Source organism: Reyranella sp. CPCC 100927 (assembly GCF_007859315.1).
Lineage (GTDB): Bacteria > Pseudomonadota > Alphaproteobacteria > Reyranellales > Reyranellaceae > Vineibacter.
On the sequence record NZ_VOHA01000008.1, the window covers coordinates 41,252 to 64,683 of the forward strand.

A 23,432-nucleotide genomic window follows, 5' to 3' on the forward strand; every position below is an offset into this window, starting at 1 on the left:
TGCGCTTGCATCGAAAGATCCCTCGCTGCGCTCGGGATGACAGTCCCAAAGCCTAGACGCCGGCTCGGACCAGCGTCAAACGCTCAGCGTCGAGATGCAGACCCGCACGGATTGCAAAGACCATCGTTTGGCCTTGAACGATCCGCGCTGACATGCTTCTGCAGCCATCGACCGGATGCCGCCGTTCTGATCGGAGTTCGCATGAGCAACCCCAAGACTCTTCGCCGCCGCATGGCCGACCGCGGCCTGGTCCACATCATGGCGACGCACAGTCCGCTGTCGGCGGTGCTGGCCGAGGAGGCCGGCTTCGATGGCCTGTGGGCATCGGGTTTCGAGCTGTCGGCCCTGTACGGACTGGCCGACATGAGCCTGATCACCATGACCCAGCATCTGGACATGCTGCGCGCCATCGCCGCCCGCTCGTCGCTGCCGATCGTCGCCGACATCGACACCGGCTTCGGCAACGCCATCAACGTCGTTCACGCCATCCGCGAGTATGAGCGCGCCGGCACGGCGGCCGTTGTCATCGAGGACAAGACATTCCCCAAGGTGACCAGCCTCGCCGCCGACGGCCGCCAGGAACTGCTGCGCATCGAAGAGTTCCAGGGCAAGATCGCCGCCGCCGTGGCCACCCGGCAGGATCCCGACTTCCTGGTCATCGCCCGCACCGAAGCCCTGATCGCCGGTCTCGGCGAATCCGAGGCCTTGCAGCGCGCCACGGCCTATGTCGAGGCTGGCGCCGACATGATCCTGATCCACTCCAAGAAGAAGACCCCGGACGAGATCGAGAGCTTCGCGCGCGCCTGGAAGGGCGCCGTGCCGCTGGTGATCGTGCCCAACGCCTATCCCGAGTTGGATGCCGCCCGGATCAAAGCGCTGGGCAACATCGCGATGGTGATCTACGGCAACTACGGCATCCGCGCCGCGACCACCGCGATGCAGTCGGCCTTCCGCCGCATCATTGCCGATGGCGGCGTGCAGAACGTCCACAAGGACATCGTCGCGGTCGAGGAGATCTTCCGGCTCCAAGACATGGACAGCGTCAAGAAGGACGAAAAGCGCTTCCTGCGCTGACGACCGACGCGGCTGCCGGGTTCTGGGCGGTCTGTGCGCGCACGACTCATGCGGCCGGCGGTCGGGCGGCTCCATCAACACCACCATTGCGCAGTGGGGCGAGCGGCTGACGCCGGCGCCAACGGTGCTGACCACCATCGCTGCGTTGTGGCACCCCGTCGTCGTCCCTGCCGACATCTGCTGTTATCGCCGTCGGATCCCGATGCCTGTCAGGCGGCGGCGAGTCGGCACCGGCAGCGATCTCGTTTGCGGGAATTGCGCAAACGGCCGCGCGTGCATCCGGTGCGACAGGCTCGCAGGCGGCGTCGAGTCCCGACGACACGCCGCCACTTGCTTTCGTCGCATCATTATCGCTTGCGGAAATTGCGGGAACAGCTGGAACGGGAAGGGCTGCACCGTCTGAGTCCGCCACTCTAACAGTCCGTGAACATATCCTTCCCCCGGAGGGGGAAGGTGCCCCGAAGGGGCGGAAGGGGGATGTCCGATCGGAAGCGCTGGTACCAAGTGATAACGAATCCACTGCAGCATCCCCCTTCCGGCGCTTCGCGCCACCTTCCCCCTCCGGGGGAAGGAATGGAGTCCTGACGTCGCTCGCCGTCTCGGCCCCCCAAAGCGCGGGGTGCACTTGCCAGCGCCGGCGGCGGCGACCACGGCCGCCTTCGGCCGGCGTCACGGATTGCAGCCAGCCGCCGTCGATGAGGTCCTCGATCAGGCGCTGGGTACCGGCGGCATCCAACGCCTGCGACAGCGCCTCGCGGCGGATATGCTCGCGCGACACTTCCGGCAGGCGCTGTGCTGCCAGCCAGCGCAGCACCTGGCGTTGACGGCTCTCACGCTCGCCGCCGGCACCGGCGATGCGGAACGTCGCCTGCGCGTGCGGCCACAGATAGTCGCGCCACAGCCGGGCCGCCGCGTCGATGGCCCATACCGGCACATGCTCCGGCTCGACGACGTCCTGAGGCTTCGCTGCCCAATCCAGGAACGTCAGCACGCCCGCCAGCCGCAGCACCTGGCTGGGTCCCTTGCCCCACCATGCCGCCGCCCGACCAGCGAGGTCAGGCATCACGCCAGCGTTCAAGAGGCGGAAGTCCTGGAAGGCGTCACGCGCCTCATCCGTCAGCGGTAGATCGCGCCGTCGCCACGGCTGTTCGCGCAGCCGCCGCAAGGCCGACACCGCCGCCAGCGTCGCGACATCCCCTTGTTCCGACAACGGCCGCGGGCGCATCCCCGCCGCCGGGCGCACGAACAGGAAGCGGGCCAGCACGCCCCCGTCATCGCGGGTGAGGGCCGGCAACAGCGCGTCGGGATGCGTCGTGCCCAGGATCGAGAGTGACGGGTCATCCAAGTCGACCGTCTTGCCGCGCCAGCCCAGATCCAGGCTGCGTTGGCACCACGCAGACAGCCAGAACGCATGGGCGCTGCCGTCGCGTGTGCCGCGCGCCAGGTGCGACAGCCAATCACCGTGCTCATCGCGCACCAGCAGCACGCCCTGCGGCTCGGTCTCACGCAGCACACCCAGGACGGCGTCGATGGTGGTGCCGTTGGTGAACAGCGGCGCCGGGGTGATGCCCTTGGCCAGCGTCCGGGGCTCGCAGCGCTGCTGGTGCCACAGGGCCGCCAGCAGACCGCACGCCGCCTCCACCGCCGGCGTCTTGCCGCACGAGGGCGGCCCGACCAGCGCCGTCCACAGGATGCACGGCTCCGCCCATCCCGGCGCCGGCGCGACCCTGCGGTCGGCGACGAGGCTGCCCGCCGCGGTCAGCAGCGACAGCGCCACGTAGTCGGCCGGCGCGTTCGTGCTTGCCACGACAGCCTCGGTCCACGCGCGCCACAGCGGCGGCAGCACGTCCAGCCGGAACGGCGGCGGTGCGCCCGTCTGCTCGTCGAGCAGGCCGAGGTCCAGATTAGGCCATGCCTCAAACGGAGCGGGCGCGGCCACATGGGGAGTTTCGATGATGGGTGCGTTCATGACTTCACTCCTGACAGCGGCAGGAATGCTGTTCGTGTAAGCCGCGGTAAGAGAGTCTATGTTCGCAAATCAGATACAATATAATTAGAAACAAATCAAGAACAAATACACCTGACAGCACGCCGTCACCCGGTGACCTCTCTTGCTGGATGACCAAGTCCGGTACGCTATATGACCCATCTACATGGTCACGAGCGTGACGTGAGCGCGATCAATCTGGCGGATGCCAAGGCACATCTGAGCGAACTCATCGACCGGATGCAGGCTGGGGACTCGATCGACATCACTCGGCGCGGCAAGCTGGTTGCGCGGCCTACCGCCGTCGCCACACCGCGCAAGCGGATCGACGTTGCCCTGCTCCGGTCTCTGACGGCGGCCATGCCGTCGCAGGCCGAAAGTGCCACCGATCTGGTGCGATCGATGCGGGACGGCGATCGCCACTGATGCTCTATCTCGATACATCGCTCGTTGTCGCGGCACTCTCCAACGAAGTGATGACGCCGCGCGTCCAGGGCTGGCTGGCCGAGCAGGATCCGATGCAGCTTCTGATCAGCGACTGAACCATCACTTAGCACACGCTCGACCAGCGGCTTGCCGACGCAGTTGCTGGCATGATCCAGGCCCTCGACTGCCGGTGCCCAGCGAATACACCATCACCTCGGCGGTGCCTCACCAGGCCCCGGCAAATCAAGCGCCGACCGCAATCGGCCGCGTCCCCGCTGATACAGCAGCGCGTAGGTGGCCGGCGCCAGCAGATCATCGTACGGCACGAAGCCATCGACGTGCTTGTTAAACGGAATGGCGCCGCAGCCCGGCACAAGACACTGAGGCTTACTTTTGGGACACGCGTTAAAATTGCAGAGCCGCCCGAGATATCTGTCAGTTCCCGGTTCGATCAGAAATATCTCGGCTTGGTGACTGGCCGTGCCCGGTCCGGTTCCGCTCGCGTACGCTTGGTGCAACGACCGATCCCGGGCGCGACGCAGCGCATCAAGCCGGTGCTGAGACGAAATCCAAACGGCCAGATCAAGATCTTTGCATTCATGCCAGACCTCGATTCCCTCCCGACGGAACTCGCGGAACCGGGGAACCTCCTTCCAGAGCGGCTTGGCGACGGAGCCAATGACAGCCACGGCTTCGACCTCGTCGAAAGCCACCAACGCGTCGACCACGATATCCGCAGCGCGCCGAAAGTCACGCTGCAGCCGTAGCAACTGGTTGTTCTCCGTCTCGATATCGGCACGTTTCAAAGACAACCTCATGCTTGCATGCAGGGACGTCCAACGGCAGCACATCGATCTCACTGAGGCCCTACTCCACCGCTTCGATCCACTTGACATGCCTCCGTTCACTCCTGGCGGCTCCGTGACCTGACGGGTGAGCTTGTCGAACCATGAAGCCGTATGCCACCAGCGATGGTGCACAACCTTCATGGTTCGACAAGCTCACCATGAAGCTACCTCCATCGCAGCGGCTTGACTGGTCATGACCGGCGTCTCTTGGCAAAGGTGGGAGAAAGCGCGGCGAAGGCGGCGGCTCCTTTCATGCGCAGATCGAAGCGCTTACCATAGAGCAGCCACACGGCGGTCAGATGGCACATGGCACCCATCAGCAGCGACATCGCGAGGTGCGGATCGAGATCACGGCGGAATTCGCGGCGCGCGACGCCCTCCTCAAGGAGGTCGATGTAGCGGCGCGCGTAGTCGTCGATCGAACGCCGGATGGTCGGATGTTCCGCCAGGACGCTGGGCCAGATCTCGAGGAAAAAAACGCGGCCCCAGCTCGGGTTGCCGACGATGTAGCTGAATGTCGCCGTATAGAGGCGATGCAGACGGTCGCGGCAACTGCCCTCGTCGGCCTGCCGGTCCAGGATCTCGTACAGTTCCTCGAAGTTGCGCGCCGGCACGTTGGCGATCAGGTCCTCCTTGTCCGCGAAATAGTCGTAGATGCTGGGCAGCGGCACGCCCGCTGCGCGCGCCACGTCCGTCAGCGACGCCACGGCCAGGCCGCGATCGCCGAAAACCCGCGTCGCGGCATCCAGGATCCGCCGATGGCGTTCCTGGCTGCGCTGCTGCTTCAGCTTCAGCTTCAGCTTCAGGGTCACGGCCATGGCGCACTGCGGTCGGTCGCGGCGAGCGAATCGAGACCCTGAAACGCCTGGCGGGCGATGATGCGCCGCATCATCTCGGACGTGCCGTCGAGGATGCTGACCACGCGCACTTCACGCCAGATCCGTTCGATCGGCTGATCCTTGGAGTAGCCGGAACCGCCGAAGATCTGCAGGGTCTGATCGGCGATGCGGAACACCATGTCGGCACCGATCAGCTTCGACAGCGCGCCGCCCAGGCTGCGTCCGGCCGGTTCATGGTCATAGCGCCAGGCTGCTTCGTAGGCGACCAGGCGCGCCGCATGCAGCGACGCCACCATGTCGGCGATCGTCCACTCGATGCCCTGGTGCTCGCGCAAGGTGCGCCCGAACTGCCGGCGCTGTGATGCACGACGCATCGCCAGCTCCAGCAGCCGCCGCGCCGCCCCCACGCAGTAGGCGCCCCAGTGAACTCGCCCGGCGTCGAGACAGCGCATCGCCGACGCGAAGCCCTGCCCTTCGGCGCCAATACGGTTCTCGACCGGTACCCGGCAGTCCCGCAGGATGACCTCGCAATGCGAGGCGCCGCGGCCGGCCGCCATTTCGATGGCACGCCCGACCTCCAGGCCTCGTGTGCCGGCCTCGACCACGAAGGCGGTCATGCCGCGCGCGCCCGCATCGCGATCGAGCGTGGCGAATACGGTGAAGAGGCCCGCCTCCGCCGCATTGGTGATGTAGATCTTGTGGCCGTTCAGGACATAGGCATCGCCATCCCGGCGCGCCGTCGTGGCAATGCTGGCCGCGTCGGAGCCGCTGTCAGGTTCGGTGAGCGCCAGCGCCGCGATCACCTGACCCAACGCCAGCGCCGGCAGCCACCGCCGCTTCTGGGCCTCCGAACCGTCGAGCTCGATCGCCTTGGAGCCGATGTGAACATTGACCCCGCAGAGGTAGTAGAAGGCTGCGTGCGCCCGGGCCAACTCCTCGATCGCCAGGCAACTGCCCAGCATGGACATGCCCAGCCCGCCATAGTCGCGCGGCGTGTTGGTGCCGAAGAGCCCCTGCTCGGCAATCCGTTGCAGCAACACTTTCGGCACGGTGCCGGTTCTCTCGATGTCATCATCATGCGGCTGCAGTTCGCGTTCGACGAAGTCGCGCACCTGCCGCTGCCAGGCCACCAGATCGGGCGGGAGACGGAAATCCATGGCACCGCCAAATTCGAAGAATGTTCGAAATCATGCTCGATGATCGAGGCGGGCTTGTCAACCCGGCCGCTTACGCGCGCCGCACAGGCCAGCGCCAGCCGAGCGTCACACCCAGACCGGCAACAAGGATGAGCACCAGGCCGACCGCCTGCAGGGCCGTGATCGATCGTCCGTAGACGACAAGATCGCCCAGCAAGGCCGCCGCCGGGTTCAGGAAGGCCAGCACGCCAATCGCGACGGTCGGCAATCGCGAATAGGTTCTGTAGAGAAGAACGTAGACGACACCTGTGTGAATCGCGCCGAGGCCAGCCAGCCAGAACCACGCAGCGGAGTCGACCGTCGGAAAATCCGCGTAGGCGAGAAAAGGCAAAAAGAGAATCGCCCCGATCAAGCAGTGCAGGATGCTCAGGACCTCCGGCCGGGTGCCGCGCACGCGTCGGGCTGCCAGTGTTGTGCCGGCATAGAAGAGCGACGCCAGCAACGCGAAGCCGACACCGACAGCGAAGCCCGGATCGACGGTCATGACATTGATCTTGGGCCCAATGGCCATGACGAGGCCGCCGAACGCCACGGCCACCCAGACGGACTTGGCCAGCGAGATCTTTTCACCGAACAAGATGCCGCCGGCCAGGACCAACCAGAACGGCTGCGCGTTATGAATGATCGTGGCGAAGCCGATGGAGGTGCGATGGTACGCCTCGAAAAGCGCCGCCCAGTTCAGAACGAGAAACAAGCCGCTGAGAATGGCAGCCCAGATCGTGCGCTTGTCGATGGCGAGCGATATCCGTGCCCGCCCGCGCAGCAGGCACCATATGAGCAGCGTGATGCAACCGAAGAGGCATCTGAAGAATACGGCATTGAGCGTTGGCTGCCCCGACTGGACGGCGAAGATGCCGGCCGTCCCCGACAGCGCCATCCCGCTCGCGAGTTCCACGTATGCCCTTGCGTCAGGACCGTCCTGGCGCTCGCCGGCCGTGCTCGTCATCTGGCTGTACCGCTTTCCGAATCTCAGGCGCCTTCGAACCCACGGAAGAAGCTGTGCAGGTGTCGGCCGAGATGAGGGCTCAGGTAGCCGCCCTCCTGCACCAGCAGTGTCGGCAAGCGCAGCGCTGCGAATTTCCGGCCCGCCTGGACGAAGCCTTCGTTCGTGATCTTGAAGGTTGCCACCGGATCGTGCTCGGAAGCATCGAAGCCCAATGAAACCACGAACGCTCCCGGCGCGAATGCCCGCACGCGGGCCAGAGCTGCGTCGACCGCGTCGAGCCACGGCGCATCATCCGTCGCCCATGGCAGCGGCTGGTTGAAGGTCAGTCCCGTGCCGGGGCCAGCACCGGTTTCGTCGGCGTAGCCCGCGTAATATGGCGCGCCCAGGCGCGGGTCGACGTGGATGGAGCAAAACAGCACATCAGCCCTCTCCCAGAAGATGAACTGCGTGCCATTGCCGTGATGCACGTCGATATCGACGATCGCCGCCTTGCCGTATGTCCGGGTGAGCCGATGGGCCCCGATCGCGGCGTTGTTGAGGAAGCACACGCCCGTCATGAGATCCGGAAAAGCGTGGTGACCGGGCGGCCGGCACAGGGCGTAGGCCGACGTACCGGTGGCGGCAACCCGGTCGGCGCCATGAACGGCGACCTGGGCGCTGGCGTAGGCGGCCGGCCAGGTTCCGGCGGTGATGGGACAAGACGTCGAATTCGAATACCAGCCGAGCTCGCCCAGGAGTTCGGTCGGTTTGCGGTGCATCCGATGCGTCGGATGGACGTTCGGAATCACCTCCGGGCCATAGTCCGGATTGGCCGACCAGCGCGCGTAGACGGTCTGCAGGAACGCGACGTAGTCCTTGTCGTGTACGTCGATGATCGGCTCGAGGCCCTGCAGCGGCGCCTCGACGATCTGGTGAGCATCACGCCGCATGGTGTCGAGAAAGATGCGATAGCGTTCCGCCCGATCCGGTTGATCGATGAATTTCCCTGTCCGGAAAACCAGCGCCGGATCATGAAGTGCCTGGTCGGGATGATGGACGACGAGCATGAGAATTCCCTGCCGTTCAGATCGAAGAATTGCCGCGCTCAATCGAGCGGTCGGCCCCGGGTCTCAGGTGTCAGCAAGAGATGGGTCAGCAGCGTGATCGCGCTGATCGCCATCACGTACAGGGCGACGTACAGCGCACCCCCAAGCCCATGCAGCCACGTGGCAACCAGCGGCGCCGTACCGCCGAAGATGGCGGCGCAGACCGCGTACGGGATACCCATGCCGGAGGCACGAACCCGCGTGGGAAAGAGTTCCGCGAACAGCGTCCCGATGACCGCGTTGTTCAGCGAGATGAAGACGGCGCCGATCACCGCGACGATCAGAAACGTAGCGAAATTGACCGTGCCGACCAGGAACGAGAGAAGCGGATACGTGAAGAGAAGAAAGCAGCTCGCGGCGGCAATCAGGAACGGCTTGCGGCCGAGCCGGTCCGACATGTAGGCGAATATCGGCACGCAGACGCAGTACGCTGCGGTCGCCGCGACGTTTCCAGCGAAGCCCGCAGCCCGATCAAGGCCGCCGGCAAGATGCGCGTAGGTCGGCAGGAAGATCAGCCACAGGTAATATTGAACACCGTTCATCTGCACGATGAATACGATGAACGCTTCCCTGGGATAGTCGGCGATCGACCTCAGGATCGCGGTCAGCTTGGATTTCTGCTGGTCCCTGATCCTCTCGAACGCCGGCGTTTCCTCGATCCCGTAGCGAATGTAGAGGCCATAGAGCGATAGCACGGCACCCAGCAGGAAGGGCATGCGCCAACCCCAGGACGCGAGCGCGTCGGGCGGCAGATAGCGTGTGGTGATGCCCGCGACGGCAGTGGCGGCCAGCACCGCGGCGCCGATCGATACCATCTGCGGCGATGCCGCCAGCGCCCGGTTGCGGTCCGACGCGTGCTCATTCAGAAAGGTGACCGCAATCTGGAATTCGCCGCCGGAGGAGAAACCCTGCAGCAGCCGCGCCGCCACGATGATGATCGGCGCCGCGATGCCGATCTGGGCGTAGGTCGGACAGAGGGCGATGATCAGACTGCCGATGCCCGCCATGATGATGGTGGCGGACAGGATTGTCCGCCGTCCGTATTTGTCGGCGAGCGGCGACAGCACCAGCGCCCCGACCGGACGGCCGAAAAAGCCGATGGCGAAGACCGAGAAGCTGGCAATCAGCGACGCCGTCTCATCGCTTGCCGGAAACATCTGGTTGGCGAAAACGCCGGCCAGAAGACCGTAAACCGACCACTCATACCATTCGATGAAATGACCGATCGATCCGCCGACGATCGTTCTCAGGCGTTTGCGAGACTCTCCTGAACTGACGCCGACATCGGCTGCCGCGTCATAGGTCGCATGATCGCGCATTGGTTTGATTCCTCCCGCTCGGCCTTTTCCGGCCGTTCCGTTTTGATTCGTGAGTCGTGGTGCATCGCATCTCGGGTCATTGCCGCCCCTTGCGAACGACTTGGCGTTGCATGAGGGCTTCAAGCCGGTGGCCGACGAGATCGGCCAGGATGGACAGGTTGCGATCGAAGTACGCTTCATCCTTGTCGAGGAAGCGCTCCAGGCTGAGACCGCGGATGGCGATCAGCATGAATTCGAACAGATCGAAGACCTTGGAGCGGGCATCGCCGGGCGGGATGTGTCGTTCCAGCCAGACATGCAGGATGGTGCGTATCGTGCGGGCTCGGTGGGCAACAACGCGCGGATGCAGCGCCGCGTCGGCGCGCGTTCCGATGATCACCTCCCAGTTGGCCCAGTACTCGGGGTTGCCGTAGAAGACCTGCCACAGGTGCCGGATCAACGCCGGAATGTTGAGGACGCCGTTCGTGTCGAACGGCCGTTCCATCTCAAGAGCGTCGCGCAGATGCTCGGCCGTATGGTCGAGCGCCCCGAAAAGCAAATCATCCTTGGTCGGGAAATGATGATGGAGCGCGCCGGTCGTGACACCGGCGCGCTTGGCAATGAGCGCCGTCGTCGTGCCGGCGAACCCGACGGTGTGCAGCAATTCCACCGTGGCACCGATCAGCACAGCCCTCGTTTCGGCAGTGCGATCGACCTGGGCTCTTCGGGGACGGGCAGCCATCTCTATGCTCTCACATTTACATACATACTAGTTAGTATGTTTTTTTGTGCGGTCCGTGTCAACCCGTATCGAGCGGCGGGTGGCCCAGGCCTTAAACTAGGGTCAAAACCCATAAAGTCGTGCGCCGCCGCGTCTGCTTCTGACCCGTTTCCAGACATCGCCGACGTTGCGCGGTTCGTCAGAGAAGGGTCATTAGGCGACATCAATGACGAGCCGAATTGAGTTAACCTATACCCGTCAGTCCGATTTTCGCCGCTTGGACGACTGCGTTCGTGACTCGCAGGTTCTGCAATCCGTCGTGTCGGGTCACCAGGGGGCTTTTGGCTCGCCGCTCGGAATGCCGTTTTAGAAGCATCATGCGGAGCGTGGGAGGCGCAGCCGACCAACATCGGCTGACGATTTTTGCATCGGGGCCTAAGTTTCCATGATTGGACTATTCGAGCGGCACGGTAAGCTTTTTGATTGTGGTCCCGGTGTCAGGACGGAAGCCACGCCACCACACAAACGCCTCTGCCGCCTGCTCGACCAGCATACCGACTCCGTCTGCAAGCCGTTTCACGCCAGCGTTCCGCGCCACCCGGAGGAAGGGGGTAAGACCCTTTCCATATAGCAACTCATAGGCAAGGCAATCGTCGCCAAAGACCTCTGGGCTTATCGGCGGAAGCTCGCCGCGCAGGCTGGCGGAGGTTGCGTTCACGACTAGATCGAACCGGCCAAGTCTTTTGTCGGCGAGGTCCGAATAGCCGATCGCAGTAATCGGCCCATATTGCCTAAACTGACGCCCAAGCTCTTCCGCCTTAGTTACGGTGCGGTTTACTATGACCAGCTCCGCTGGCCCTTGCTCGAGGAACGGCAGCACAACGCCGCGTGCTGCGCCACCCGCGCCGAGCAGCGCCACCCGGCGTCCCTTCATCAAGCGGCCGAGATTGCGTGTGATATCGTTGGTAAGGCCGACGCCGTCGAAGTTTTCTCCGGTCACCCGATCCACCTCGAACTTCATCGCGTTTACGGCACCAGCGAGCCGGGCGCGCTCCCTAAGATCGGTGCAATACGCGAACGCGTCCAGCTTGAACGGCGCGGTGATGTTGAGCCCTAACCCGCCTTCGCGCCGAAACTTGTCCACCACTTCGTTGAAGTCGCCGATAGGAGCCTCAATCGCGACGTAGTCGATATTCTGCCCGGTCTCTTTGGCGAAGCTGAGATGGATCAGCGGCGATTTGGTGTGGTCGATCGGATTGCCGACGACGGCATATTTGTCAGACATTAGTCGCTCCCTCACCTCCTCCTCTCCGATGTTCGGGTTTTCGATTGACACACGCCCTCTGCCTAAATCTTCTCCAATGGTATCCCTTCAAGTTCTACCGCCGCAATGTCCGCCTCGGGTCAATCTCTGACGAACCGCTCGGCGTCACCAATGTCTGGAATCCGGCCGGTAGCGGACGCGGCGGGGGGCAGATCTTATGGGTTTTGACCCTAGTCGTTCGAGGCAGCGCGGGTACGATCGACCTGACGTGACAGATCTACTGCTGCGGCACGCCCCTTATCCACTTTTTGACGATCGTCTCGTCACCTGGATAGTTCTCGGGAGCCACGGGCGTTGATTGTGCTTGTATGCATGTCCATTCACCCGCCTCGTGAATGTACGTGTCGGTGTACGCCGTCATGCTGGTCGTCTCGACTCCGTCCTTGACGACGGTGTGCTTGTTGACTGACCGGACGAGTGCCGTAGACCCGAAGACGCTGATCGATTCGCCCCGATAATCCCAGTAGGGAATCACTGCCGGATCAAATCCGGTCGCCCAGCGGTCAAGATAAGTCGACCGGCCGACGCGTTCCCCCTTGGACGTGATGCAAACAAAGTCCTTGTGCGTCAGCCGATCGTGCGACGGCACGTCATTGGTGACGAAGTTGTTGATAAATTGCGCATTCAACGCGCGCAGCTGACGCAGAGCGTCTTCGTTCGTCATCGATGCATCTCCGTATCAATACGCATCCGAAAAAACGCTGCCGCCGCCCACCATGGGCATTTCACATCCTTTGTCAACCGTATAGGGGGTTAGAAGAGAGGAACACTCAAAATCGTGACCGCGGCGACGAACGCGGTGCCAGACCTGTTGGAGCAGCCAGGATCTGAAACTATGGACGCCGCGAAGAGCCTACGGGCCGGTGGGCCTGGCAGCGCACAGGCGTTCGACCAGGCGCTGTGCCGCGGTGACGTCGTGGCCGAAGAGAGCCATGACATCCAGCAGCTTGGGATGGTAGCGCAGGCCAAGAAGCTGCTGGGCAAAGGCGCCGGCCGCAATTTCGGCCAGCGACGACAGGCCGGCGGTCAGCGTCAAGGGGCCGATCGCGAACAGCGCGACTCGATGACGAGCCGCCAGCGCATGCGCCGGCCGCAATCCTTCCAGGTGATGGAACAGCTCGTGCGCCAGAAAGACCGGGCGCGTGCCCGTGGCGCCGAGACCGTCACGATCCGGGTAGACATCGAGGCAGGCATCCAGCGCCGCCAGCGCCGGCGCATAGAGCCGGACGGATGCCGGCCGCAGCACGTGGTCGGCAAACACCGCGACGGTCCCGAAGCCGCCCTCGCCGTGGATCGTTTTCACCTCGATACCCAGCCGACCAGCGATGTCATCAGGGCAAGCGAGGCCGAACGTTCGGCGGATGGTGCGTGCCGCCGACGCGCCCTCTTCCAGTGCGGCGTCAACCAACCGATGCCGGTCGCCGGCAGCGATGTGATGAAATTGCCGATCTGCCTCCAGTTCCAGCAGGCCCAGCGCGCGCGGCGTCGCAACCGGCCCGGCGAGCGCCAGCAACTCGGCCAGTGCGGCGGCCATCCTAACGTCGCGCCCCGGCAACGGCGATGAAGACGACACCGGCATCGGGCGCCAGGCCGTCGAATTCGCTGCGCGCCACCGCCAGCGCCTGCTCGACCGCCACCATGCCCGTGAGGTCGACCACCTGGGCGCCGACGATGACGAACATGTCGGGCGCGATGACGCTGTCGCCGTTATAGATCGTGGTCTCTTCCCAGAACGCTTTCAGCACGTCCAGCCCATGGCGCGCCTCGGCCCGGTTCACCTTGGCATCGCCGCGCTGGATGCGGATCACGCCGTCGAGATCCACGGCCCGCACCGGATGGCGCCGGGTCGTCAGGATCTTCCAGCGCTTCTCGGTCACCGTGCCCTGGATCACGCGCATGCGGTCGGTGGCGGCAGCGACGCGCACCGCCTCCACCGGCACACCCATCGATTTCGCAGCAATCGCCCGTGCCTCCGCCTCGTCGACGGCGCTGGTGCGGGTTTTGGCGCGCATCTCGGACGCGCCCATGGCGGTGGCGCGTACGCGCTGCGTATGTGGGTTGACCTCGATGGTGACCTCGACATTCTCGGCGGCAGCGCCCAGCCTCACCACCGCATCGAAGGCCTCACGCTTGATGGCCTTGAGATCGTCCGGCTGCGGATTGGGGATCACCCGTTCGACGACATCGCGCACCAGCGCCAACGCCACGCCGATGGACGAGATGACCTCGGCATCCTTGGAGATCGTGTGGGCGAGGTTCATGCGTTCGGCGGTGAAGGGGATCAGCGCACCGGCACCACCGCCCTCGCCCACCAGGACGGCCTGGTCACGGTCGAGCCCATATTCGGCAATCAGCTGCTCCACCACGGGAATGGCCTTGCCGGTGGCGCGATCGAGGATCTGGCGTGCCGCATCTTCCACCGAACAGCCCAGCAGCGCCGCCAGCGGCGTCATGGCGCGGCGCGCCGACTCAGGGTTGCCGTAGGCATGCAGGCCGGGCTTGGCATAGCCCAGCACGTTGGCCGCGCAGGTATTGGTGATGGCATAGCGCGTGCCGTCGGCAACCCGGATCGAAACATAGTCGTCGGGATCGTCGGATTTGGGCTGGAACGGCTCGACGCGGGCATCGGCGAACACTGCCGGGTCGGCGAACGCGGCGTATGGCAGGCCCGCGATGTGGGCGCTGCGCGGGCCGACATCCACCAGCTTGCCGTCACGGACCCGCGCCATGCTGCCGCCGGCGATGCCGATGACACGCACATCCAGCGAGCTGACATAGGTTTCATGCCCGCCGACGCGGGCGTACTTCACCGTCGGGCGGCCGTTGCGGATGACGCCGATGTTGGTGCTGGTACCGCCGACCTCGAAATAGATGCCGTCCGACACCCGCAGATGCATCAGGGCGCCGGCAACGCTGGCGGCCGGTCCCGACAGCATCGTCATCGCCGGCCGACGCCGCATCTCCTGGATGTCCATCACGCCGCCGTCGCCGCGCATGATCATGAGCGGCGCCTGGATACCGGCCTCGCGCACGCTCGCCTCGGTCATGGTGGCCGTATCGATCATCTTGGGCAGGATGCTGGCGTTGATCACCGCCGTGCGCGTGCGCGTCGTGAGCCCGTAGAGCTTGGAAATCTCATGGCCGCACGTCGCCGCCATGCCGGCGCCGACGGCGGCGTCGCGCACGATCTCCTCGGCGCTGTGGTCATCGACGCCGAAGGCGCTGCTCGCAACGACCACCCGCGCGCCTTCGGCCTGCAGCTCCTGAACGGCGGCCCGCGCGCTCGCCTCGTTCAGCGCATTGGTGGTCACGAAGCGGTGCGCCGGGCGCAGGAAACGCCCGGGCGCCAGTTCGATCTCCCGGATATTGCTCTGGCCGCGCGCCAGCACCGCCTCGACGCGGCTCGCCATGCCGATCACGCCGACCGCAGCAACGTCGCCCTCGAGCAATGCATTGGTCGCCTGCGTCGTGCTGTGCGCCAGGAAGATCACGTCCCGGGGATCGACGCCGGAGCGTTCCAGGACGTTGCGAAAGACGTCGACGACGCCCTTGGCGACGCCGCGCGGGTCGGCATGCGTGGTCAGCACCGAGTAGCGGCCCACCACGTCGTGCGTGGCGTTGTCGATCAGCACCGCCTTGGTGAAGGTGCCGCCGACATCGATGCCGATGCGATACGCCTTGTGGTCCATGACGCCTACGCCAGCAGGAGGTAGGCGATGGTGGAGTTGATCGCCACCATCAGGCAGCCGAACGGCAGCGCCGTCTTCAAGAACTCGCCGTGCGAGATCTTGGTGTAGCCGATGGTCCACAAGGTCCAGGAGTTCGTCGGATCGACGCTGCCCTGCATCACCGTCGGCGCCAGCCACAGCGAATAGAGCAGCGGCACCGGCAGGTCCTTGTTGGCCAGCACCAGTGCCAGCACGGCGGCACCCGTGCCGATCACCACCAGCGGACCGCGATAGATGCTGCCGATGCCGCCCAGGACGCCGAAGAAGATGGCGGCCTGCAGCGGCGTGTGCGGCAGGATCGGCCCGAAGATCGGCTTCAGCGCCGCCGAGACCTGCGGCATCTGCCCGCACACGATGATCATGCCGCAGATGGTCCACAGCGCGGCGATGGTCGCGATGTCGGGGAACGCATCGTAGAAGGTCTTGTTGAAGAGATTGATGTGGCCCTGCACCGTGCGGTCGTTCCAGGTCAGCGCCAGGGCCAGCACGATGCTGAGGATGAAGGTGGGGATGATCTCCCACTTGGCGATGATGATCATCAGAACCGGAAAGATCGGCACGATGTAGGTGTAGTACGGCGTGCGTCGCCGCGCCGGCGCGCCGCCGGCGGTATCGACCGACGCCATCTGGCGCACGCCGGTCCGTTTCAGCACGATCGCCGTCATCAGCCAGGCGCAGAGCACGTAGACGCAGCCGCCGATCGCCCAGTAGATCAGGTGCGGGCCGCCGTACTCGATGCCGGGAAACAGCTTCTGGAACGTCCCGAACTGCACCAGGTTCACCATGGTGCCGGCACCGATGCCCATGGTGAAGGCCGGCGCCGCCAGCCGCGGCGGGATGCCCTGGCTCATCATGATCGGCAGCGCGATGACCCCGATGGCGATCGCCGCACCGACGCCGTACATCGACGTGAACAGCAGCGCCGTGACAACGGTGACGATCATCGCCGAGACCATGGGCCGATCGCCGGCCAGCTCGACGGCCGAGCGGATCACGCTCTCGGCGATGCCGGTCTGGATCAGGATCTGCGCGAACCAGGCGCCGAACACGATGATGATGACGGCGCTGGCGAACTGCACGCCGCCGCCTTGCAGGATCTTGGCCTGGATGTCGTTCACGCCGATGCCGGAAATCGCCGCCCAGGCGATGGCCAGCACCAGCAGCATGATCACCGGGCTCTGGCCCCGGATGATCAGCACGACGACGATCAGGAACGCCAGCAGCAGCGCCAGGCCGGTCAGCATCTCCATCGGGCTTCCTCCCCTTTTTGTATTTTCGTCGTCCCGAGCGCAGCGAGGGATCTCCCGCAAGGACGCACCATGCGCCATTCGCAGGAGATCCCTCGCTGCGCTCGAGATGACAGCGCACCCGCGCTATGGCCGGAAATGTTCCTGGCCGGTGCCGCGGTAGAGCACCTGCACCTGCCGGCCGACGATGGCGGCGTGGGCCGCCAGCGCCTCGGGCGCGCAATCCGCCGACGGCCGCTCTTCGTGCTCGAAGTGATGATAGGTATCGACGCCGCGCACCAGGGTGGCGCTGTCCTTGGCGCCGACAGCCTGGCTGACGTAGGTCGGCACGTAGCGGATGGCGAAGCCGATCCGGCGGTCGTTGGACTTGTTGGGCGCCGATCCGTGCGCCAGCAGCACGTGATGCAGCGACGCCTGCCCCGGCTTGAGGATCGCCGCCACGCCCTTGGCTTCGTCAACGTTGACAGCAATCTCCTGGCCGCGGCTCAGCAGATTGTTCTTGTCGAAGGTGTCGCGATGCTCGAGCTGCTCGCGGTGGGAATGCGGCATGAATTTCATGCAGCCGTTCAGGAGATTGGCCGGCGTGAAAGCAACCCACACCGTCATCACATCGGGCGAGCTCAGGCCCCAGTAGGTCGCATCCTGGTGCCAGGACACGAAGCCGGCATCCGAGGCTTCCTTGATGAAGAAGCTGGTGCTCCAGCACAGCAGGTTCGGACCCAGCACGTCCTCGACCGCGTCCAGAATCCGCGGATGACGGATGAGGTCGTTCAGCCACGTCAAATAGAGATGCGCCTTGTGGCGCCGGTCACCCTGGATGGGGCTACCCATCGCGGCCTCATGCGCCTCCAGGCGCTGGCGCAGATCACGGGTCTCCGCTTCCGACAGGATATCGAGCGGGAAATAGTAGCCGTCGCGCTGGTACGCCGCGACGGCGTCGTCGGAAAGAAGCTTGGGCATCGGCTTGCCTCTTTGGTCCGAGCATTCCTCGCGCCAGCACATGTCCAGGATTTCACGTGCAAGCGTCGTGAAACTCTAGGGAAGCGCTTCCATTGCCGTCAAGTCGGGCTCACGCATCGCTGGGCTGCGCCGCGTTGCGGGCCGTCAGGCCACCACCGTCATGCCGACCGTGCCGAGGCTGCCAAAATCGGCCACCACGTTAGCCGGTGCGTGGACGATGTGCAGGCCGGTGCAGGTGCCGGCCGCGACGATCGCGCCTGCCGTGAGCGAACGGCCGCGGCGCGACAGGTCGGTGGCGAGCCAGGCCAGGCTGTCGAGCGGATGGCCCAGCACAAGCTGGCCCGTCCCGCGGCCACGCAGCACGCCGTCGATCCGCAGCGTGACGTCATGCGTTGCCAAATCCAGGCCACGCCAGTCTGCGACATCGCCGGCCAGGACCATGCCGCCATGGAATCCGTTGTCGGCCACCATCTGCGCCACGCCGGCCGCCTTCCAGTCCGCCAACCGCGTGTCACAGATCTCGATCGATGGCAGCACCGCCGCCACGGCCTCGGTGACCTCGGCGCGGCTGTACGGACGCTCACGGCTGGGCAGATCGCGGCCGAGTCGGAACGTGAACTCGGCTTCCACGCCGATGGAGAAGAAATCCCCAGCGGCGATCACGGCCGGCGAGTCGAAGCAGGTCGCGGCGTAGACATGCCCGGCGAACGGCCCGGACACGCCGACGAAGCGCTGCGACTCCACCGAGGCGGCGCCGACCTTGTATCCGGCCAGTCGCGATCCGCAGGCCTGCGCGAACGCCTCCTGAATCAGGTAGGCGTCATCGATGGACTGCGGCGCGCTCGCCGCCGGCAGCCGCGCCATCGGCCGGCGCTCGCGACGTGCCGCCAGCAGAGCATCGACGGCGCCATCGAGCGCCCGGGCATCCAGCATGCATGCCTCACATGGTGCGAGTCAGGATCGTGGCGACCGACGGCACGAAGATCACCAGGAACAGCACGGCGAACACCATTACCGTATACGGCAATGCCGCGGCCCAGACCTGCCGCATCGTGATGTGCGGCGGCGCAACGCCTTTCATCACGAACAGGAGCAGTCCGAACGGCGGCGTCAACAGGCCGATCTGCAGCGAGATCAGCAGGATGACGCCGAGCCACACGAGGTCGAGCTGCAACGCGTTGGCCAGCGGCATGAAGAACGGGAAGGTCAGCAGCATCATGCTGACCTGATCCATGAAGCAGCCGAGCACGAGCAGCACGCCAACCATCATCAGCACGGCGATCAGCGGCGTCATCTCCAGCTTGGCCAGTTCGGCGAGCGCGCCATCGGTCGCGCCGGAGAAGGCCAGGATCTGCGCGAATGTCGTCGAGGCGGCGATGATGAAGAAGATCATCGTCGTCACGATGGCGGTGTTCTTGAGGCTCTCCAGCAGGATGGTCCAGCTCAGCGCGCGATACAACAGCGCCAGCACGACCGTCGCCAGGCAGCCGAGCGCCGCCGAATCGGTGGGCGACGCCAGTCCGGCGAACATGCTGCCCATGACGACGACGAAAATCGCCGACAGCGGCACCACATGCACGAAGAAGGGCCGCCAGCGCTGCCACCAACTCATCGGTGGCGGGCTCGCCTCGGCGGGCGCCAGGTCAGGCCGCATCCAGCAGCGCAGCACGATCCAGCAGATGAACAGCGCGCTCATGATGAGCCCCGGCAGGGTGCCGGCGATCAGCAGCTCGGTCACCGACACCTTGTCGCGGCTGACGCCGCTGGCCAGCGTCGCCAGCAGGACCGTGAGCGCCGACGGCGGGATCAGCATGTCGACGCCGCCGATGGCCATGATCGGGCCCATGGCCATGGACGGGTGATAACCGCGGCGCAGCATGTCGGGCAGCAGCGACTGTCCCAGCATGGCGGTGGTGGCGATGGTCGAGCCCGACAGCGCCGAGAACACCGTGCCGCCGGTCACCGCGACAACGGACAGCCGACCGGGCACACGGCGGATCAGCCGGTCGATCGCCTCGATGGCGCGGAAGGCCATGCCCGAGCGCAGCAGGATCTCGCCCATCACCAGGAAGAGCGGCACCGGCGCCAGGTTGAAGTTGCTGATCGACGCCATCGAGCCGCGCACGAACGACATGATGCCGACCTCGCCGCCGAGGAATATCCACGATCCGGCGATGTTGGTCAGGAAGAACGCGAAGGCGACCGGCAGGCCGACGATCATCCACAGGCAGATGAGCCCCAGCATGAGCCCGAGAGCAGCAGGCCAGGCCATCAGATGCTCGGCCGATCGGCGATGGCGTAGTCGTCGCGCACGACACCGCGGACCCGCAGGACACGCAGCACGAACTCGGCCGCCAGCAGCGCGGCGCTCACCGGAATGGCCAGCAACAGCAACCATTCCGGCACATACCACGTCTTGTACTGGACCATGCCGCTGCGCCAGGCGTCGGCCACCACGGCGCTGCCGTAGTAGAGCAGGACCAGGCTGATCAGCAGTCCGCACAGGTCGACCGCCTGTTCCAGCCGCACCGCCAGCCGTTTGGGCACGGCCACGAGCAGTATGTCGACGCGCACGTGGCTGCCCTGGCGCAGCACCCAGGGCGCCGCCAGGAAGGTGCCGGCATACATCAGGTATTCCGTCAGCTCGATCAGCCAGGGCAGCGAGCCCAGGCCCAGATCGCGCAGTCCGACGTCGAGGCAGATGAGCACGATGATCGCGCCCAGCGACAACCCGAAGAGGGTACAGAGGAAGCCGATCAGCTTCTCGAACAGGACAAGCATGGGATCGCCCAGCCCGGCTCGCGGCGTCTATTGTTCGCTCACGAAAAGACGGCGCAGCTTGGGCCCATTGTCGGGGCTGATCCTGTTGACGACATCCCAGGCCGCATCGCGCGCCGCCTTGATGTAGGCCTTCTCATCTTCCGGTGAGAAGCGGATCACCTTCAGCCCGGCGTCGAGATGCTTCTGGCGTTCGGCATCGATCACCGCCTTGTCGGCGTCGCTCTGTTCGACCACCAGCGCCAGGTCCAGGAGCAGCTTGCGCTGCGCATCGTTGAGCTTCTTCGTCCACGTGTCGTTGTTGATCAGCAGCGTGATGTCGGGCTTGTAGAAGCCGGGATCGACCCGGTACTTCGTCACCTTCTGCCAGGAATAGTCGAAGATGCCGCGCGACGCCCAGCCATAGCCATCGACGGTATTGCGCTCCAGCAGCGTATAGACCTCGGGCGGCGCCGAGTTGATGGCGGTGCCGCCCAGCCGCTCGACCAGCGGGCGGTACATCGGCGTCACGCGGATCTTCAGGCCCGTGAAGTCGGGCCTGGTGATCTCCTTGTTCAGGAAGATATGGGCCTGGTCGTAGTTGTAGAACCGGGCCAGGAAATGCGTGTTGGCCTTCTCGATGTGCAGCTTGTCGATCAGTTCAAGGCCGCCGTTGCGCCGCAGCTCGGCCATCGGCACCTCGATCAGCTTCATCGCCTCGGCTTCCGGCAGCACGTTGCCGTAGTAGGCGCCCGATGTGGTGACGATGTCGACGATGCCGTCCTTCAGATTCTTGCCGACATCGAACAGCGGCATCACCTTGGGCGCGCCGCCCAGGTACTGGATGCGGATCAGGCCCTTGCCCTTCTCGTTCACGTCCTTGATGTACTGCTCGAACTTGCGGGCGTAGGTCGATCCTTCCTGGAAGGCCGCCACGCCCTTGAGAACGACCTCCTGCGCCAGCGCCGGCACGGAAGCCGCCACCAGCAGCATGCCACCGAACAAGGATCGCCGCAGGGCGCGCTTCATGGTCATTGTCGTTCCTCCCCTTTTCACCGTTGACCAAGTCTAGATCGAATTACCGGCGATCACCGCCGCGACGTGGGCCAGCTTGGGCCCGACCTCCTGCTCCGCCCGCCGCAGCGAGATCTCGAACGGCGGGCCGCCGCAATTGACGGCCAGCACGACACCGTCGGCCGTCACGATCGGCGCCCCGACACCGACCACGTCGGCGCGCCATTCTCCGGCCGACACGCAGAAGCCACGGCGCTCCAGCGACTCGAAAGCGTGGTCGAGACCGCTGCGGACGCTGCGCCAGGCCTTGCCGCTGTGCTGACGCACGCGTTCCAGCAGGCCTTTGCGGTTGGCCTCCGACAAACCATAGAGATAGGCGCGCCCCATGGCGGTCGTCGCCAGCGGAATGCGGGCACCCAGGTCGAAGCGCGCCGGCGTCGCGCCGGCGTGCCGCACGGTATCGATGTTGATCATGTGCAGCTGGTCGCGCGCACCCAGTGAAACCGGCAGGCGCGTCGAATCGGCCAGGTCCTGCAGCATCGGGCGGGCCGCGATGCGGTACGGCATGCCGGCCAGCAGCGAATGGCACAGCGCCACCACCGCCGCGCCGAGCGTATAGCGACCCAGCCGCGGCACGTATGCCAGATAGCCCAGCGCCGTCAGCGTTTCGGTCAGGCGCGATACGGTGGGTCGCGGCAAGCCGGTACGCTCGGCAAGCTCGGCATTGCTGAGCGCGTTCTCGCCGGGACGGAAAACCCGCAGGACGAGAAGCCCACGGGCAAGTCCCTGGACGGCGTAGGTCTCCTCGCCTTCGAGCTGATCGGTCTCAGCCTTGCGCTGTTGGGGGCTTATTCGCGCCATGATGCATAATTTCAGATTCTGAAATTGAATTGTCAAGACTGCGCTGTCATCCCGAGCGTAGCGAGGGATCTTCTGAAGATGGCGTGCAGTGCATCAAAAGATCCCTCGCTGCGCTCGGGATGACAGCGGAGATCGAACCATCGCGTGCGTCCATACGGAACAGGCTCTCGCTAGAACCCGTAGAGCGTCGCCGGGTTGGTGACGAGGATGCGCTTGCGCAGCGTTGGATCCGGCGCCCAGCGGCCCAGGATCTCCAAGGTCTCGCCGGTGCGCATCATGCGCCGGCCGAAATGCACATGCGGCCAGTCGCTGCCCCACAGCATGCGATCGGGGGCGGCAGCCAAGAGGGCCTGGGCCAGCGGATCGATATCGGTCCAGTCGCGCGCCTGCGCACTGGCCCGATAGGCGCCGGAAAGTTTCACCCAACAGCGGCCGCCCTTCACCAGGTCGAGCATCGCCTTGAACGCAGGGTGTTCGACGCCGTCGGCCGCGCCGACCGAGGCCATGTGATCGATCACGACCGGCACCGGCAGGCCGGCCAGCCGCGGCGCCACGTCGAGCAGCCGCGCCGGAGTGGTGAGCAGCTGCAGGTGCCAACCCATGGCGGCGATGCGTGAAGCCAGTACTTCCAGCGCATCGAAACCGATGCCGCCGCCGACCGACACGTTGAGCCGCAGGCCGCGCACGCCGGCGTCGTGCATGTCGCGCAGCGTGCTCTCGCCGACATCGGCGGCGGCCACGGCGATGCCGCGCAGCCGCATGCGGTGGCTGCGCAGGACCTCCAGCATCAGGTGGTTGTCGGTGCCGTGCACGCTCACCTGCACCAACACGCCGCGCGTCATGCCGAGCCCATCGAGCATGCGAAGGTACGCCGTCTCCGTGGCTTCCGGCGGCGTGTAGCTGCGCTCGGCAACGAAGGGATATTCGTACCCGTCGCCGATGACGTGGGCGTGCGTGTCGCAGGCTCCAAACGGCACCGGCCATGACGGCGGCTGCATGTCGGGACGCGGCCCGGCACAGGCTGGCGCGGCATCGGTCGCCAGCGGATGGACAGGTACGTGGCGGACCATGGCGTTCTCCAGAACGACAGTCGGCGCTGCCCGCCAGTGAAGCACTCCCCC

The 23,432-nt window shown here is 65.2% G+C and carries 22 protein-coding genes and 1 pseudogene; 3 read left to right on the forward strand and 20 right to left on the reverse strand.

All coding sequences use genetic code 11. The annotated features are described in order from the left end of the window. Positions 1-201: 201 nt before the first annotated feature. Positions 202-1,074, forward strand: a complete 873-nt coding sequence (locus tag FQU96_RS21725) for an isocitrate lyase/phosphoenolpyruvate mutase family protein (protein WP_146543438.1) — start codon at positions 202-204, stop codon at positions 1,072-1,074. A gap of 46 nt (positions 1,075-1,120) precedes the next feature. Here the strand turns inward: FQU96_RS21725 and FQU96_RS21730 are convergent, their stop codons facing one another. Then, positions 1,121-3,043, reverse strand: a complete 1,923-nt coding sequence (locus FQU96_RS21730) for a DUF3987 domain-containing protein (protein WP_146543439.1) — start codon at positions 3,041-3,043, stop codon at positions 1,121-1,123. Positions 3,044-3,244: 201 nt separating this feature from the next. On the opposite strand from FQU96_RS21730, the gene FQU96_RS21735 reads away from it, so the two are divergent. Together FQU96_RS21735 and FQU96_RS21740 are read left to right on the forward strand one after the other, a co-directional pair. Further along, positions 3,245-3,487, forward strand: coding sequence for a type II toxin-antitoxin system Phd/YefM family antitoxin (locus FQU96_RS21735; RefSeq protein WP_146543440.1), 243 nt, complete (start codon positions 3,245-3,247; stop codon positions 3,485-3,487). Continuing rightward, positions 3,487-3,600: pseudogene (locus FQU96_RS21740) on the forward strand (VapC toxin family PIN domain ribonuclease); the annotation flags it as partial. The gene FQU96_RS21735 and the pseudogene FQU96_RS21740, both read left to right, overlap by 1 nt. A 96-nt stretch (positions 3,601-3,696) precedes the next feature. Here FQU96_RS21740 and FQU96_RS21745 read toward each other — a convergent pair. The 19 genes from FQU96_RS21745 to FQU96_RS21835 all read right to left on the reverse strand — a co-directional run bounded on the left by FQU96_RS21745 (position 3,697) and on the right by FQU96_RS21835 (position 23,381). Then, positions 3,697-4,293: a hypothetical protein gene (locus FQU96_RS21745; RefSeq protein ID WP_146543441.1), complete on the reverse strand. Its 597-nt coding sequence runs from the start codon at positions 4,291-4,293 to the stop codon at positions 3,697-3,699. 233 nt (positions 4,294-4,526) lie between these two features. Continuing rightward, entirely contained in the window at positions 4,527-5,153 is a 627-nt protein-coding gene (locus FQU96_RS21750; protein ID WP_146543442.1) for a TetR/AcrR family transcriptional regulator, read from the reverse strand. After that, positions 5,144-6,331 (reverse strand): acyl-CoA dehydrogenase family protein, encoded by a 1,188-nt coding sequence (locus tag FQU96_RS21755; protein WP_146543443.1) that lies wholly within the window; start codon positions 6,329-6,331, stop codon positions 5,144-5,146. Before FQU96_RS21755 ends, FQU96_RS21750 begins: the two co-directional genes overlap by 10 nt. Positions 6,332-6,401: 70 nt before the next feature. Continuing rightward, positions 6,402-7,316, reverse strand: coding sequence for a DMT family transporter (locus FQU96_RS21760; RefSeq protein WP_146543444.1), 915 nt, complete (start codon positions 7,314-7,316; stop codon positions 6,402-6,404). A gap of 23 nt (positions 7,317-7,339) precedes the next feature. Continuing rightward, entirely contained in the window at positions 7,340-8,362 is a 1,023-nt protein-coding gene (locus tag FQU96_RS21765) for a histone deacetylase family protein (RefSeq protein WP_146543445.1), read from the reverse strand. Positions 8,363-8,400: 38 nt separating this feature from the next. Continuing rightward, positions 8,401-9,720 (reverse strand): MFS transporter, encoded by a 1,320-nt coding sequence (locus tag FQU96_RS21770; RefSeq protein WP_178130633.1) that lies wholly within the window; start codon positions 9,718-9,720, stop codon positions 8,401-8,403. A gap of 76 nt (positions 9,721-9,796) precedes the next feature. Beyond that, positions 9,797-10,441 carry a TetR/AcrR family transcriptional regulator gene (locus tag FQU96_RS21775; protein ID WP_146543447.1) on the reverse strand — a complete coding sequence of 215 codons (645 nt, stop codon included), beginning with the start codon at positions 10,439-10,441 and terminating at the stop codon, positions 9,797-9,799. Positions 10,442-10,874: 433 nt separating this feature from the next. Further along, a complete protein-coding gene (gene aroE, locus FQU96_RS21780; protein ID WP_146543448.1) occupies positions 10,875-11,705 on the reverse strand; it encodes a shikimate dehydrogenase in 831 nt (276 codons plus the stop codon). Positions 11,706-11,961: 256 nt separating this feature from the next. Next, positions 11,962-12,408 (reverse strand): nuclear transport factor 2 family protein, encoded by a 447-nt coding sequence (locus tag FQU96_RS21785; RefSeq protein WP_146543449.1) that lies wholly within the window; start codon positions 12,406-12,408, stop codon positions 11,962-11,964. Positions 12,409-12,597: 189 nt separating this feature from the next. Then, a complete protein-coding gene (locus FQU96_RS21790; RefSeq protein ID WP_146543450.1) occupies positions 12,598-13,278 on the reverse strand; it encodes a hypothetical protein in 681 nt (226 codons plus the stop codon). 1 nt (position 13,279) lies between these two features. Beyond that, a complete protein-coding gene (locus FQU96_RS21795; RefSeq protein WP_146543451.1) occupies positions 13,280-15,433 on the reverse strand; it encodes a hydantoinase/oxoprolinase family protein in 2,154 nt (717 codons plus the stop codon). A gap of 5 nt (positions 15,434-15,438) precedes the next feature. Then, entirely contained in the window at positions 15,439-16,722 is a 1,284-nt protein-coding gene (locus tag FQU96_RS21800) for a hypothetical protein (protein ID WP_146543452.1), read from the reverse strand. A 123-nt stretch (positions 16,723-16,845) separates the two neighbouring features. Then, the gene (locus tag FQU96_RS21805) at positions 16,846-17,679 is read right to left on the reverse strand and encodes a phytanoyl-CoA dioxygenase family protein (RefSeq protein WP_146543453.1); all 834 of its coding nucleotides are present in this window, start codon (positions 17,677-17,679) and stop codon (positions 16,846-16,848) included. 144 nt (positions 17,680-17,823) lie between these two features. Then, a complete protein-coding gene (locus FQU96_RS21810; protein WP_146543454.1) occupies positions 17,824-18,612 on the reverse strand; it encodes a 2-keto-4-pentenoate hydratase in 789 nt (262 codons plus the stop codon). A gap of 7 nt (positions 18,613-18,619) precedes the next feature. Further along, entirely contained in the window at positions 18,620-19,951 is a 1,332-nt protein-coding gene (locus FQU96_RS21815; protein WP_146543455.1) for a TRAP transporter large permease subunit, read from the reverse strand. Further along, entirely contained in the window at positions 19,951-20,460 is a 510-nt protein-coding gene (locus tag FQU96_RS21820; RefSeq protein ID WP_146543456.1) for a TRAP transporter small permease, read from the reverse strand. The genes FQU96_RS21815 and FQU96_RS21820 overlap by 1 nt, the downstream gene beginning before the upstream one ends. A 27-nt stretch (positions 20,461-20,487) precedes the next feature. Continuing rightward, complete coding sequence (gene dctP, locus FQU96_RS21825) at positions 20,488-21,471, reverse strand: TRAP transporter substrate-binding protein DctP (protein ID WP_146543457.1); 984 nt, start codon at positions 21,469-21,471, stop codon at positions 20,488-20,490. Positions 21,472-21,504: 33 nt separating this feature from the next. Next, positions 21,505-22,311 carry an IclR family transcriptional regulator gene (locus tag FQU96_RS21830; RefSeq protein WP_146543458.1) on the reverse strand — a complete coding sequence of 269 codons (807 nt, stop codon included), beginning with the start codon at positions 22,309-22,311 and terminating at the stop codon, positions 21,505-21,507. Positions 22,312-22,481: 170 nt separating this feature from the next. Beyond that, positions 22,482-23,381: an amidohydrolase gene (locus FQU96_RS21835; protein ID WP_146543459.1), complete on the reverse strand. Its 900-nt coding sequence runs from the start codon at positions 23,379-23,381 to the stop codon at positions 22,482-22,484. Positions 23,382-23,432: the final 51 nt, after the last annotated feature.